The organism is Pseudomonas sp. NPDC087029, assembly GCF_044745345.1.
Lineage (GTDB): Bacteria > Pseudomonadota > Gammaproteobacteria > Pseudomonadales > Pseudomonadaceae > Aquipseudomonas > Aquipseudomonas faucium.
In genome coordinates, this window is the sequence record NZ_JBIVAB010000016.1 from 98,069 (window position 1) to 111,226 (window position 13,158).

The window sequence follows — 13,158 nt, forward strand, 5'->3', positions numbered from 1 at the left end:
GTTCGATGAGCAGGCGGGTGTTGTTATTTGTTTCATCCAGATTTCATCTGCCGCCCGGTCAACGCGTCCTATCATCAGGTAATCCCCTCGCCCTGCGCGGATGGCCGGCCGATGAACATTCCCCGTTGCTTGCTGGCACTGTTTCTGTGCGCTGGCCTGTTGCTCGATGCCCAGGGTGCCCCCTTGGCCTCCCCCTGGGTGGCCGGCCTGCACCACATGACCCTGGCCGACCCGGTCGATGCACAGCCGATGCAAGCGTTGGCGTTCTACCCCGCCCACGGCACGCCGCGCACCCTGCGCATCGATGGTTACCCCGTCGAGGTGGCCGAAGAAGCCCCGGTTGCCCTTGGCCAGTTCCCGTTGCTGGTGCTTTCCCATGGCAACACTGGCAGCCCCCTGGCCTTGCACTACCTGGCAACCTCCCTGGCGCGCCAGGGTTTCGTGGTGGTGGCGGTGGTGCACCCTGGCGACAACGCCAGCGACCATAGCCGCCTAGGCACCCTTAGCAACTTGTATGGCCGGCCCTTGCAGATCAGCGCCGCGATCACGGCTGCCCGTGAGGACGCGCTGTTGGCGCCCTATTTGAACGACGGCAAGGTGGGGGTGATCGGCTACTCGGCAGGGGGTGAAACGGCGCTGATCCTGTCTGGTGCTCGGCCCGACCTGGACCGCCTGCGCCAGTATTGCCTGGAGCGCCCCAACGATGCCGACGCCTGCAAGACCCACGGCGTGCTGATTGCCGACCGCAGCGAACTGGAGCCCCAGGCCGACCCGCGGGTGGGCGCAGTGATGCTGATGGCGCCGTTGAGCCTGATGTTCGGCCGCCATGCCCTGGCCAACGTCAAGGTGCCGGCGCTGATCTACACCGGCGATAGCGACCAGTTGCTGGCAGTGGACCGCAATGCCGAGGCGCTGGCGCGCAAGTTGCCGGTCACCCCCGACTACCGCCTGCTCGCCGGGGCCGGGCACTTCGTGTTCATGGCCCGCTGCGATGAAGAGCAGCATGCGCGCATGCCGGTCTTGTGCAAGGACGCCGAAGGGGTCGATCGGCGCCATATCCATCATTCCCTGAAGCTGGAAACCGCCTCATTCTTCAGCCAGGCGCTGGGCGCCCCGGAGCATGCCGAGCGCTCAGCTGCCACCAGCCCGCCGCGCCAGTAGCAGCGTCAGGCCAACCCCGGCCAGGGCCAGCAAGGCCGCGACGCAGAAGATCGAGGCGTAGCCCAGGTGCAGGGCCACCGCGCCCATCACCGGCCCGGCCACCGCGAGTGCCATGTCGAAGAACACCGCATAGGCGCCCAGCCCGGCGCCACGGCTGCTGCTGGGCACTTGCTTGATCGCCTCGACGCCCAGCGCCGGGTACACCAGCGACAGCCCGAAACCGGTAAGCCCGGCGCCAAGCAACGCCCAGGCCGGTGCGGGCGCCAGCCACAACAGGCTCAGGCCCAGCACTTCGGTGGCCATGCACACGACCGCCACGTTGTAGCCGCCGAAACGGTTGACGGCGTTGACGAACAGCAGCCGCGAAATGATGAAGCACAGGCCGAAGGCACTCAGGCACCAGGCCGCGCCAACCCAGCCGCGTTCCAGGTAATACAGGGTGACGAAGGTGGTCAGGGTGCCGTAGCCGATCGACGCCAGGGTCAGCCCCAGGCCGCAAGGGGCCACGCGCCCGAACGCCGACCAGAACGCCAAGCGCTCACCGCGCATCACCACGACATCCGGGCGCTTGCGCAGCAACGCCAGCGCCAGCACGGCCAGCACCAGCAACGCCGGGCCGAGCACGCTGAAGTCCAGGCCATCGACGGCCAGCACGCCCACCGGCGCACCGATGGCGATGGCCCCGTAGGAGGCGATGCCGTTCCAGGAGATCACCCGGGCGGTGTGTTCCGGCCCCACCTGGCTGATGCCCCAGCTCAAGGTGGCGACGCCGATCAGGCCCTGGGCCAGCCCCAGCAGCAGGCGCCCGCCTAAAAGCAGGGCCAGGCTCAGCAGCGGCGTACTCAAGGTCCAGGCGGAAAACAACGTCAACACGCCACAGCCGGCGATGCCCAGCAGGCCGAAGCGAATCGCCTTCTTGCCGCCCAGGGTGTCCGCCACACGCCCGGCGAAGGGCCGGCTGAGCAGGGTGGCGAGGTATTGCAGGCCGATGGTGATGCCGGCGACCACAGCGCCGAAGCCAAGCTGGTCATGCACGTAGCCGGGCAGCACGGCAATCGGCAGGCCGATGCAGAGGAAGGCAATGAAGGTGTAGAAGACGATCGACAGGATCTGCAGGGTGATGCTGGCGGTACTGGCGGCGGGGGCGGGTTGTTGCGCGGTCATGGGCTCGTTCGCGGGCGGGCGGTTGGGCGTGGCCTCATCATGGCCGCTGCGCGAAGGAAATGAAAGCAGGCTAACTAATTATTCATCGGCATTTGTGCTGCAGCCATCGCCGGCAAGCCGGCTCCCACAGGGATGGTGCAGCACACTGCTGTTCCTGTGGGAGCCGGCTTGCCGGCGATGAGGCCATCACAGCCTCAGCTGTGTCAGACCACGACGCCCTGGCTGCGCAGGTAATCGTCATAGGTACCGCTGAAGTCCACCACGCCATCGGGCGACAGCTCGATGATGCGCGTGGCCAGCGACGACACGAACTCACGGTCGTGGCTGACGAACAGCAGGGTGCCCGGGTAGTTCTCCAGCGCCAGGTTCAGCGCTTCGATCGATTCCATGTCCAGGTGGTTGGTCGGTTCGTCCATCACCAGCACGTTGGGCTTTTGCAGGATCAGCTTGCCGAACAGCATGCGGCCTTGCTCACCACCGGAAATCACCTTCACCGACTTGAGGATCTCGTCGTTGGAGAACAGCATGCGCCCGAGGGTGCCGCGGATCACCTGTTCACCGCTGGTCCACTGGCCCATCCAGTCGAACAGGCTCATGTCGTCTTCGAAGTCGTGGGCGTGGTCCTGGGCGTAGTAGCCCACCTCGGCGCTGTCGGTCCATTTCACCGAGCCTGCATCCGGCGTCATCTCGCCCACCAGGGTGCGCAGCAGGGTGGTCTTGCCGATACCGTTGGGGCCGATGATCGCCACGCGCTCGCCGGCTTCGACGGTGATGTCGAAGTTCTTGAACAGGACCTTGTCGTCGAAGGCCTTGGCCATCTTCTCGACCACCACGGCCTGGCGGTGCAGCTTCTTGGTCTGCTCGAAGCGGATGAACGGGCTGACGCGGCTCGACGGCTTGACCTCGGCCAGCTGGATCTTGTCGATCTGCTTGGCGCGCGAGGTGGCCTGCTTGGCCTTGGAGGCGTTGGCCGAGAAGCGGCTGACGAAGGTCTGCAGCTCGGCGATCTGGGCTTTTTTCTTGGCGTTGTCCGACAGCAGCTGCTCGCGCGACTGGGTCGCGGCGGTCATGTACTCGTCGTAGTTGCCCGGGAACAGGCGCAGCTCGCCGTAGTCCAGGTCGGCCATGTGGGTGCAGACGCTGTTGAGGAAGTGGCGGTCGTGGGAAATGATGATCATGGTGCTGTTGCGCGCCGTGAGGATCGTTTCCAGCCAGCGGATGGTGTTGATATCCAGGTGGTTGGTCGGTTCGTCGAGCAGCAGCACGTCGGGGTCCGAGAACAATGCCTGGGCCAGCAGCACGCGCAGTTTCCAGCCTGGCGCCACTTCGCTCATCGGGCCGAAGTGCTGTTCCAGCGGAATACCCAGGCCCAGCAGCAGCTCGCCGGCGCGCGATTCGGCGGTGTAGCCGTCCATTTCGGCGAATTCGGTTTCCAGCTCGGCGACGGCCATGCCGTCTTCTTCGGTCATTTCCGGCAGCGAGTAGATGCGGTCGCGCTCGGCCTTGACCTTCCACAGCTGGCCGTGGCCCATGATCACCGTGTCGATCACGGTGAATTCCTCATAGGCGAACTGGTCCTGGCGCAGCTTGCCCAGGCGGGTGTTGGGCTCGAGCATGACCTGGCCACCGGACGGCTCCAGGTCGCCGCCGAGGATCTTCATGAAGGTCGACTTGCCACAACCGTTGGCGCCGATCAGGCCGTAGCGGTTGCCGTTGTTGAATTTGACCGAAACGTTTTCGAACAGCGGCTTGGAGCCGAACTGCATGGTGATGTTGGCGGTGGAGATCAAAGGGCTTACCTATCAGTAACTTACGACGCTGGATTTTCAGCTGATAGCGATTAGATACCAGTCTGCGGGCTTTCCAGCTCGCTCCAGTGGGAGCTTGAGTTGAGCCAACAGGCATACGTCGACAGCAGCATCTGAACGCTGTGACCCAGCTGTTGGGTGATGAATGCGGGGTTGAGGCCGGACATTGCGCCTATTGTCGCATAGGTGTGACGGCAGTTGTATGGGGGCCGACGCCTGATCCTCAATTCCCTCCGCACCGGCAGACCGCGCTGAGCGGTGATGGGGGGTGATATGCTTCGCCGCCTACCCGGCAAGGACAGTGGCGATGAAAAAAAGGCTGGATGCAATGCGCGAATGGCTCACACCACGCAGGCGCCTTTGGGCAGGCATAGGTCTGTTCGCAGTCACGCTTGTTGTTCCGGCTATCAGCCCAGGAACCAGCGTCAGTTGGCTGGTGGGGCCAGCCTGTGTTTTTTTCGTGAGCAGTTTCATGCCTGTGTCGAGCGCAAAGCGTTAAGGCGCTTTCGGGCACTGTCGGAAAGTTCATCGAAGGTACGCTGAAGCGAGCGGTGTCTCGCGTTTTGTCGAATGGCGTCATGCCAGTTGTATTAGATAGCAGTCATCAACAAGGAGGTTCTGATGAGCCAGAGCAAAGACAACAAGATCGATAACATCGAGTTCAACGTAGCGAGCATCGAGCGCAGCAAGGCTTTCTATGGCAAGGCGTTCGGCTGGAACTTTGTGGATTATGGCCCCAGCTACACCGAATTCAGCGATGGGCGGCTTACTGGTGGTTTTACGACCGGGGAGCCCGTTCGCCCTGGAGGCCCGTTGGTGATTCTGTACTCGGATGATCTGGAAGCGTCGCAGCGTAAACTTATTTCAGCGGGTGCCAGTATCAGCCGAGAGACATTTTCCTTCCCTGGAGGACAAAGGTTCCACTTCATCGACCCGGATGGATACGAGTTGGCCGTTTGGAGTGCCGAGGCTCCTGAACGTTAGCGCTGGCACGCACCATAGTGGCAAAGTGATAGGTGGTGGAATCCAGAAATAGTCGTCAAAGATGGCGATTTTCTTGCGAACTGGCTGCTATATTCCAACTCTCGCCACGCCAAGGCTGGCAAATGAGTGAGTAGCCAATGACTAATAATAATTCTACAAGTCTGAGTTCCTGCCATCCGCCTGTAGAGGCGATTCTGAATGCGCCTGGCGCGTGGGTGGAGCCCCCAAACATTCGACGAGGCGGGGAGAGTGGTGTGCTCCGGGTCGAGCTGGAGGGCCTGACGTTCTACAAGAAGCAGCAAGTTGGGCATGTCTATCGAAGTTTTCTGCACCCGTTGGGCTATCCAACCGTTGCCCGCGAAGCGAAGGCCCTTCGTGCGGCTGCGTTGTTGGGCGTATCGACGCCAGCACTTGTGCACGCCCATGTCGGTAAACAGCGCGGTGAGTGGCATGCGGTGATGGTGACGGCAGCGCTGGATGGCTATTTGTCGCTGGAAGACTTCTATCGCAACAAGCTGGACCAAACACTGGGGTCCAGGCGCCACCATGAGATTTTAGAAGCGTATGGCCAAGCACTCGCCAGGTTGAACGTTGGCCGTTGGCAACATGGCTGCTTGTATCTGAAACATGTCTTCGTTGATTTCAGCGAGCCGAGCGTAAAAGTGGCATTGCTTGATCTTGAAAAGGCCAGGCAACGACTCACCGCGAAACGGGCCGCCCGCCATGACTTGCGGCAAGTCAAACGCAGGTCGGGATGGTCAGGGCAAGAGTGGGAAGCGTTTTGCCGAGGCTATCGATACGCGTTTGGACCGAACGCAGAGCGGCTCCTGGTCGCGTGCTGAGGCCCCGGCACCCTTGACGTCTATTCCTGCTGCCAAGGGTGCTTTTCGCTCATGCATTGCTCGAAAGCCCGCATCATCCTGCGCCTGGTCAACTCATCGGCCGGTATCAGATGTTCGATGCGCAGCGACTCCACGGTGATGTCCAAGGGCATTCCAAAGGTCGTGAACGTTGACATGAAGCTCAGCTCTCCCTCGGGCGTGTAAACGCGGGTCAGCAGCACAGGGTTGGCAGGCTGAGCCTGCAAGGCAAGGGCAGGCGCTGGCAGGCCGCGCAAGCGCTTCGCCAGCAGCGGGTTGCCGACCGCCTCCCGGGAAGCGCGTTGCCACGCCGCAGCGCGGACATCCTGCGGGTTGGCCAAGCGATCGCCAAGCCCGCCCGGGCGCAGCAGCGTCTCCAGCAGATTGAAACCTGAAGCCGCGTGCTGTGCCACGCCTGCCATTGCCAGCAGCAGCCCCGTGCTCACATTGGCCGCCGTGACATCCCAGTTGCTGTCGATCACGATGGCTGGCGCCGGATTGTTTGCCTTCAGGATGTGGTCGATTGCGGTGTGCACCATTTCCATGGCAGGAGCATCGAACGGCGTTGCGCTGTAGCGAGGTGCGAAGCCTGCGGCAAGGAAGACTTCGTTGCAGTGATCCAGCGGTGCGCCCAGGGCCGAGAGCAGGGCGTGCAAGGTACTGGGGCTGGCCTTGGCGCGGCCGGTCTCGATGCAGCTGAGGTGGCGCTGTGAAACCCCGGCCATCAGCGCCAGGTCGAGCTGGCTGAGCCCTGCCTGGCGGCGCAGCAAGCGCAGGTGCTGGCCTGCCGGTGGGGCTTGCGGCGGGCATTGATGGTGGAGCAGGTGATGACGCATGTTTCGCCTCTGGCCGTCCTTGGGGTTTGGCTTTCATGACCTCACAGGTCATTGAGCCTGCGCAACCCTATCACTATCGTGCCAGCGAACCCTACCTAGGACCTGGTCATGGCACTTCGTTTGATTGCATTGAGCGCGCTGGTGCTCTTCTCGCTGTACACCGCCTGGACGATGCTGATCGCCGAGCAGTCGCTGGTGGCATTCGGGCTCGAGCTGATTTCCCAACCAGACACCGCGCAACTGGTCATCGACTTGTACCTGATGGCTGCGCTGGCCTGTATCTGGATGGCCGACGATAACCGTGCGCGTGGCAAGTCGCTGGTGACGTTGCTTCCCTATCTGCTGCTGACGGCGGTGTTCGTTTCCGTGGGGCCGCTGCTGTACCTCGTGGTCAGAGGGTTTGGACGGGAGCGCCAAGCACGACCGGTGCCTTGCAGATGAGTGGAGCACGGCTGCATGAACCTTGAGATTGCACAGGGTCAAATCTATGCAGGGCCAGGTTTCGCCTGGCTGGAGACACTCAGATGAAACGTAAAGCAGCGTGGGCCGCCATTTTGTCGGCCGTTGTGTTACTCAGCGGTTGCTGGCCGTATTGGCATGATGGCGATCATCACCGGCACTACTACGATGACCGCGGTGGCCACGAGTACCGGCGCTACTGATCGCGGCTCAGGCCATCTGGCTGAGGGTGCGCCGGAAGCGGCGTAGCGAGGCCACGAACAGCAGCGTGCCGATCACCAGCAATGCCAGAAATGGCTTCCACACCGTTTCCAGCCCCGCGCCACGGAACAGGATGGCCTGGCCGAGGCTGACGAAATGGGTGGTGGGGGCCGCCAGCATCACATGCTGCACCAGCTCCGGCATGCTTTCTCTGGGCGTTTGCCCGCCCGAGAGCATGTTCATCGGCATCAGCGTCAGCATTAGCAGCAAGCCGAACTGCGGCATGCTGCGCGCCAGCGTGGCCATGTAGATACCCATCGAGGTCATGGCGAACAGGCACAGCGCCACCCCGCACAAGAACAGCCCGATCGAGCCCTGGATGGGCACGTGGAGCAACCCGCGCACCACGATATTGAGCGACAGCGCGGTGGCCACCAGCACCACCAGCCCCATCGCCAGCACTTTCGAAGCCATGATTTCCCCGGGCGTCACCGGCATCACCAGGATGTGCTCGATGGTGCCGTGTTCACGCTCGCGAATCAGCGCCGCGCCCGTGAGGATGATCGACAGCATGGCCACCGAGTTGATGATCTCGGCGATGCTGCCGAACCAGGCCTTCTCCAGCGTGGGGTTGAAGCGCGCCCGCAGCACCAGCTCCACCGGCAGCGCGCTGCTGACCCGGTGGCGGCTGGCGAACTCGCTGACTTCGCCCATCACCACCTGCTGGATGTAGCCGTTGCCGGTAAACGCCTGGCTCATGCGCGTGGCGTCGATGTTCAGCTGTATCTGCGGGTCACGGCCGGCCAGCAGGTCGCGCTGGAAGTTGGGCGGGATGTTGAGGACGAAGGTGAAGTCGCCGTTGTTCATGCCGGGGTCCACTTCGTCCAGGGCGATCATGCGCGGGATGTTGAACTCCGGCGGGTAGAACGCCGTGGCAATGCGCGCGGACAGCGGCGAGTGGTCTTCGTCGACGATGGCGATGGGGGCGTTGTGCAAGGTTTCCGGCACGGCGGTGGCGGAGGTGTAGATCGACACGCTGAACACGTACACCACCAATATCAGCATCACCGGGTCGCGCAGCAGGCTCCACAGCTCCTTGCGGCCCAGGCGCAGGATGTTCTTCAGTTTGCGCATGTCATCGCTCCTGCTTCTTGAGCAAGGCCACCGCGGCGCCGAGGATCACCGGCACCGCCAGCAGCAGGTTGCCGATGGCGCCGCGCAGGTCCTCGAAGCCCAAGCCCTTGCTGAACACGCCGCGGCTGATATTGAACATGTGCGTGGCCGGGTACGCCTCGCCGACAAGGCGGCCCATGCCCTCCATCGACGACACCGGATTGAGCAGGCCGGCCAGTTGGGTGGCCGGCAGCATGGTGCCGATCATGGCGAAGAACATCGCTGCAATCTGGCTGCTGGTGACCGTGGACGCCAGCAGGCCCATGCCGGTGGAGATGATGCAGAAGATGAACATCGCCACCACCAGCGTCAGGTAGCTGCCGGTGACCGGCACACCGAACGCGGTGACCGCCAGGAGGCTCATGCACAAGAAGTTGACCATCGCCAGCAGCACGTAGGGCAACTGCTTGCCCAGCAGAAACTCGGTACGGGTGATGGGCGTGACGTACAGGTTGAGGATCGAGCCCAGCTCCTTCTCGCGCACCACCGACAGCGCCGTGAGCATGGCCGGCAGCATCAGCAGCAACAGCGGGATGACCGCCGGCACCATGGCCGGCAGGCTGGCGATGTCGGGGTTGTAGCGGTAGCGGCTCTGGATATCGACCAGTCGCGCAGCGCCAGCCCCGCGCAGGTGGCGCGTCTGCTCCTGCAGCCAGTGCTGGTGGATGCCTTGCACATAGCCCTGCACGGTTTCGGCGCGTTGCGGCATCGAGCCATCGATCCAGGCGCCGATCTGCACGTTGCGCCCCGCCACCAGGTCGCGCCCGAAGCCTGAAGGGATCTCGATGGCCAGGGCGATCTCGCCGCGGCGCATGCGCTGGTCCAGGTCCTCGTAGCTGGTCAGGGGCGGGCGCTCGATGAAGTAGCGCGAGCCTTCCAGGCTCAGGGTGTAGCTGTGGCTGAAGGTGGTCTGGTCGCGGTCGAGCACGGCGTAAGTGAGGTTCTCCACTTCCATGTTGATGCCGAAGCCGATCACGAACATCAGCAGCAGCGAACCGGCCAGGGCCAGGGTGGCACGGATGGGGTCGCGCCTGAGTTCCAGGGCTTCCCGCCAGCTGTAGCTGAGCAGGCGTTGCAGGCTGAACCGGCGCTGCCTGGCGAGCTGCGGCGCAGGCGCGGCCGGGGTGTCGGCAGCAGGCCCGGGTGGCTCGGCGGCAGTTTCACCGCTCGCTTCGATGAGGTAGCCGATGAAGGCTTGTTCAAGGCTGCTGGCGCCGCGCTTTTCCACCAGCTTGGCGGGCGTGTCGCTGTCCAGCACCTTGCCAGCATGCATCATCGACATGCGGTCGCAGCGCTGGGCTTCGTTCATGAAGTGGGTCGAGATGAAGATGGTGACCTTGTCGCGCCGCGACAGCGCCACCAGCAAATTCCAGAAATTGTCGCGGGCCACCGGGTCGACGCCGGAGGTGGGCTCGTCGAGGATCAACAGTTCGGGCTTGTGCACCATGGCCACGGCCAGCGACAGGCGCTGGCGCATGCCCAGCGGGATGGCAGCCGGCAGGCGGTCCAGCACCTGGCCCAGGCCAAAGCGCTCGACCATTTCCTCCACGCGCCCCGGCACCTCGGCGTCCGGCACGTGGAACAGCTGGGCATGCAGCACCAGGTTCTGGCGCACGGTCAGCTCGCCATACAGGGAAAACGCCTGGGACATGTAGCCCACCCGGCTGCGGGTGTCGATGTCCCTGGGGTCGATCTCCTTGCCGAACAGCCAGGCCCGGCCTTCGCTGGCCGGCAGCAGGCCGGTGAGCATCTTCATGGTGGTGGACTTGCCGCAGCCGTTGGAGCCGAGGAAGCCGAAGATCTCGCCACGGCGGATGCGAAACGACACCTGGTCGACGGCCGTGAAGTCGCCAAAGCGCATGGTCAGGCCCTGGGCCTCGATGGCGATATCGTTTTCGTCGGCCTGCAGCGGTGGGATCAGCACGGGTTGATGGCCGCGTTTCTTGTCGTCGGGCAAAAGCGCGATGAAGGCTTCTTCAAGCGATGGGCAACGGGTGCGCGCCAGCAGCGCCTCGGGCGTGCCGGTGGCGAGGATGCGGCCGTCGTCCATGGCTACCAGCCAATCGAAACGCTGGGCTTCGTCCATGTAGGCGGTGGCGACGATCACGCTCATGCCCGGGCGCTCCAGGCGGATGCGCGCGATCAGCTCCCAGAACTGCGCACGGGCCAACGGGTCGACGCCTGTGGTGGGTTCGTCGAGCAGCAGGAAATCGGGGTCGTGGATCAAGGCGCAACACAGGCCCAGCTTCTGCTTCATGCCGCCCGACAGCTTGCCGGCGGGGCGGGCGAGAAACGGCAAGAGGCCGGTGCTGCGGGTCAACTCGTCGATGCGCCGGCGGCGTTCGTCGGCAGCGTGGCCGAACAGGCGGGCGAAGAACTGCAGGTTCTCTTCCACCGAAAGCGTGGGGTAGAGGTTCTTGCCCAGGCCCTGGGGCATGTAGGCGATGCGCGGGCACACGGCATCGCGGTGGCGTTTGCTGGCCATGTCGCCTTGCAGCACCTGGATGTGGCCCTGCTGGATCACCCGGGCGCCCGCCAGCAGCGACAGCAGGCTCGACTTGCCGACGCCGTCGGGGCCGATCAGGCCGATCATGCGCCCACTTGGGACGTCCAGGCTCAGGTCATCGAGCGCGACGGTAGCGCCATAGCGCAGGGTGACGTGCTCGACCTGAGCCACCAGGCCAGGGGGCGAAACGCGCATGGCTTACTCCGTGAGCTTCGAGTTCAGCGAGGCCGGCCACTGGGCCTGGGTGTCGAGCTTGACCCAGGCCACGCCGGGCAGGCCGGTCTTGACGTATTCCAGGTAGCGTTGCAGCAGGTGTGGCGGGAGCTGGGCCTTGACCCGGAACATCAGCTTCTGCCGCTCGGAGGCGGTTTCCACGGTCTTGGGCGTGAACTGCGCGGCGCTGGCGACGAACGACACGGTGGCAGGCAGCGGCGTGTCCGGCGCCGCGTCGAGGACGATGCGCACCTCACTGCCCAGGGCCACCTGGCCGGCGACTTCGTTGGGCAGGAAGAAGGTCATGTACACGTCCGCCAGATCGATCACGTTCAATACCCGGCCACCGGCGGCAAGCACCTCGCCGGGCTGGGCCACGCGGAACTGCACGCGGCCGCTGCGTGGGGTCTTGAGTTCGCTGTCGCGGATATCGGCCTCGACCCGGTGCAACGAGGCCCTGGCGGCGCCGACGGCAGACTGGGCACCGATGCGCTGGGCTTCGGCGGCCTTGATTGCCGCCTTGGCGGCCCTGACCTGGGCCTTGGCGGCAGCCAGGGCAGCCTGGGCACCGCGCAGGTTGGCGCGGTCATCGTCCAGTTGTTGCTGCGAGGTAGCGCCTTCTTTGGCCAGGGTTTGCGTGCGGCCGTGGCGGCGCTGGGCGGCGTCCAGTTCGGCATCGCGCTGGCCGACCAGAGCCTCGGCTGCGGCAGCATCGCTTTCGCGCAGGGCAACCTGGGCTTCGGCGGCGGCCACCGCGTGCTCGGCCTGGTGCAGAGTGGCTTCGGCTTCGTCGCGTTGCGCCTGGAGGGTGTCGAGTTGCATGGTGGCCAGCACCTGGCCGGCTTTGACGAAGTCACCTTCGTTGACCAGGATGTCCTGGATACGCCCGGGCAGCTTGGTGGCCACGTCGATCTCGGTGGCCTCGATACGCCCGTTGCCACTGACGAAGCCGTCGCCGGGCCCTGTGTGCGCCAGGTTCTGCCAGGCCCACCAGCCCAGCGCCAGGGCGCCGGCGGCAATGGCGGCGACGAGGAGTTTATTCTTGGGCAAAGCGGATAGCAGGGTCATGGGCAGCTCGACGCGTTTACGAGGTTGGGTTCGGTGACGGGCGAGAGGGGCGGTATCGACTTCGCCCGATGCTGCACAGCGTGCCAGTTTGCGCAAAGCGCATGTTGACTTGAGGCAAGGCTTGAGTGGGGAGCAGTACTCAGTCAGTTCCGCGATAAAGCCATATAGCGAACCAGCATATTGCCCCGATAGTTAGCAGGCGTACCATGTTCGGCATAGAGAATTAAAACAGGGGCTTTATGCAGTTGCGGGTTTGTACTGCGTGATCGACGGGGCAGCAGGAGTGTGTCGCGTGAAGCGTTCAAGTTCATTCGCAGGCGCAATACTGGTATCGGCGTTGGCCACCGTATTCATGGCGGGGTGCGCACAGAACCCTGATGTACGTGACGGCCACGATTACACCTCCGGTACCACCCAACGAAGTGCACCCGACTACTTGGGATGTGTAAAAGGAGAACTGCAAAGCAATACCGCCACCTTCGAAGAGGGCACCGGCGATTCGGTCAAGCTCTATGTGGACAGCACCGACCCCAACAAGGCCAATGGCCTGGTGGAAGTGCAGGGCAGTGGCGCCCAGCGTCACTTCACGGCTTATCAGCGCGATGCCTGGTATGACCATGGCAGGTTGCTCGATGCCGCGTTGATGTGTTCCAAAGCCTGATTGCAAGTAAGACAGAACAAAAAGCCCGCACCCTGGAGCGCGGGCTTTTTGCGATGGGTGCTGA

The 13,158-nt window shown here is 63.8% G+C and carries 11 protein-coding genes and 1 pseudogene; 5 read left to right on the forward strand and 7 right to left on the reverse strand.

Annotated elements, in window-relative coordinates; translation table 11 throughout:
* Positions 1-111 precede the first annotated feature (111 nt).
* Positions 112-1,161: an alpha/beta hydrolase family protein gene (locus tag ACIPG5_RS21680; protein WP_401378045.1), complete on the forward strand. Its 1,050-nt coding sequence runs from the start codon at positions 112-114 to the stop codon at positions 1,159-1,161.
* Here the strand turns inward: ACIPG5_RS21680 and ACIPG5_RS21685 are convergent.
* From ACIPG5_RS21685 to ACIPG5_RS21695, 3 genes and pseudogenes are all read right to left on the reverse strand, one after another.
* The gene (locus ACIPG5_RS21685; protein ID WP_401378048.1) at positions 1,132-2,325 is read right to left on the reverse strand and encodes an MFS transporter; all 1,194 of its coding nucleotides are present in this window, start codon (positions 2,323-2,325) and stop codon (positions 1,132-1,134) included. The genes ACIPG5_RS21680 and ACIPG5_RS21685 overlap by 30 nt on opposite strands.
* A gap of 203 nt (positions 2,326-2,528) precedes the next feature.
* Entirely contained in the window at positions 2,529-4,115 is a 1,587-nt protein-coding gene (locus ACIPG5_RS21690; protein ID WP_236193337.1) for an ABC-F family ATPase, read from the reverse strand.
* 50 nt (positions 4,116-4,165) lie between these two features.
* A pseudogene (locus ACIPG5_RS21695) lies at positions 4,166-4,360 on the reverse strand (site-specific integrase); the annotation flags it as partial.
* Positions 4,361-4,754: 394 nt separating this feature from the next.
* Here ACIPG5_RS21695 and ACIPG5_RS21700 point away from each other — a divergent pair.
* Both ACIPG5_RS21700 and ACIPG5_RS21705 read left to right on the forward strand, forming a co-directional pair.
* On the forward strand, positions 4,755-5,117 hold the full coding sequence (locus ACIPG5_RS21700) for a VOC family protein (protein ID WP_314614008.1): 363 nt from the start codon (positions 4,755-4,757) through the stop codon (positions 5,115-5,117).
* Between the two features lie 137 nt (positions 5,118-5,254).
* Complete coding sequence (locus ACIPG5_RS21705) at positions 5,255-5,959, forward strand: lipopolysaccharide kinase InaA family protein (protein ID WP_373876235.1); 705 nt, start codon at positions 5,255-5,257, stop codon at positions 5,957-5,959.
* A gap of 20 nt (positions 5,960-5,979) precedes the next feature.
* Here the strand turns inward: ACIPG5_RS21705 and ACIPG5_RS21710 are convergent, their stop codons facing one another.
* Positions 5,980-6,813 carry a helix-turn-helix domain-containing protein gene (locus tag ACIPG5_RS21710; RefSeq protein WP_401378052.1) on the reverse strand — a complete coding sequence of 278 codons (834 nt, stop codon included), beginning with the start codon at positions 6,811-6,813 and terminating at the stop codon, positions 5,980-5,982.
* A 108-nt stretch (positions 6,814-6,921) separates the two neighbouring features.
* Here ACIPG5_RS21710 and ACIPG5_RS21715 point away from each other — a divergent pair, with 108 nt between their 5' ends.
* A complete protein-coding gene (locus ACIPG5_RS21715) occupies positions 6,922-7,254 on the forward strand; it encodes a DUF2834 domain-containing protein (RefSeq protein ID WP_401378055.1) in 333 nt (110 codons plus the stop codon).
* A gap of 228 nt (positions 7,255-7,482) precedes the next feature.
* Here ACIPG5_RS21715 and ACIPG5_RS21720 read toward each other — a convergent pair whose 3' ends face one another.
* Genes ACIPG5_RS21720 through ACIPG5_RS21730 form a run of 3 tightly spaced genes read right to left on the reverse strand, consistent with a single transcriptional unit; the run spans position 7,483 to position 12,433 of the window.
* The gene (locus ACIPG5_RS21720; RefSeq protein ID WP_236193340.1) at positions 7,483-8,607 is read right to left on the reverse strand and encodes an ABC transporter permease; all 1,125 of its coding nucleotides are present in this window, start codon (positions 8,605-8,607) and stop codon (positions 7,483-7,485) included.
* A gap of 1 nt (position 8,608) precedes the next feature.
* Positions 8,609-11,347, reverse strand: a complete 2,739-nt coding sequence (gene rbbA, locus ACIPG5_RS21725) for a ribosome-associated ATPase/putative transporter RbbA (RefSeq protein ID WP_401378058.1) — start codon at positions 11,345-11,347, stop codon at positions 8,609-8,611.
* Between the two features lie 3 nt (positions 11,348-11,350).
* Positions 11,351-12,433 carry an HlyD family secretion protein gene (locus ACIPG5_RS21730; RefSeq protein WP_401378061.1) on the reverse strand — a complete coding sequence of 361 codons (1,083 nt, stop codon included), beginning with the start codon at positions 12,431-12,433 and terminating at the stop codon, positions 11,351-11,353.
* Between the two features lie 292 nt (positions 12,434-12,725).
* On the opposite strand from ACIPG5_RS21730, the gene ACIPG5_RS21735 reads away from it, so the two are divergent.
* On the forward strand, positions 12,726-13,094 hold the full coding sequence (locus ACIPG5_RS21735) for a hypothetical protein (protein WP_236235942.1): 369 nt from the start codon (positions 12,726-12,728) through the stop codon (positions 13,092-13,094).
* The last annotated feature ends 64 nt before the right edge of the window (positions 13,095-13,158 follow it).

Bases quoted from the DNA above. Each gene is read 5' to 3' on its own strand.
- ACIPG5_RS21680 (WP_401378045.1), top strand. From the start codon at position 112: ATGAACATTCCCCGTTGCTTGCTGGCACTGTTTCTGTGCGCTGGCCTG.
- ACIPG5_RS21685 (WP_401378048.1), bottom strand. From the start codon at position 2,325: ATGACCGCGCAACAACCCGCCCCCGCCGCCAGTACCGCCAGCATCACC.
- ACIPG5_RS21700 (WP_314614008.1), top strand. From the start codon at position 4,755: ATGAGCCAGAGCAAAGACAACAAGATCGATAACATCGAGTTCAACGTA.
- ACIPG5_RS21705 (WP_373876235.1), top strand. From the start codon at position 5,255: ATGACTAATAATAATTCTACAAGTCTGAGTTCCTGCCATCCGCCTGTA.
- ACIPG5_RS21710 (WP_401378052.1), bottom strand. From the start codon at position 6,813: ATGCGTCATCACCTGCTCCACCATCAATGCCCGCCGCAAGCCCCACCG.
- ACIPG5_RS21715 (WP_401378055.1), top strand. From the start codon at position 6,922: ATGGCACTTCGTTTGATTGCATTGAGCGCGCTGGTGCTCTTCTCGCTG.
- ACIPG5_RS21720 (WP_236193340.1), bottom strand. From the start codon at position 8,607: ATGCGCAAACTGAAGAACATCCTGCGCCTGGGCCGCAAGGAGCTGTGG.
- rbbA (WP_401378058.1), bottom strand. From the start codon at position 11,347: ATGCGCGTTTCGCCCCCTGGCCTGGTGGCTCAGGTCGAGCACGTCACC.
- ACIPG5_RS21730 (WP_401378061.1), bottom strand. From the start codon at position 12,433: ATGACCCTGCTATCCGCTTTGCCCAAGAATAAACTCCTCGTCGCCGCC.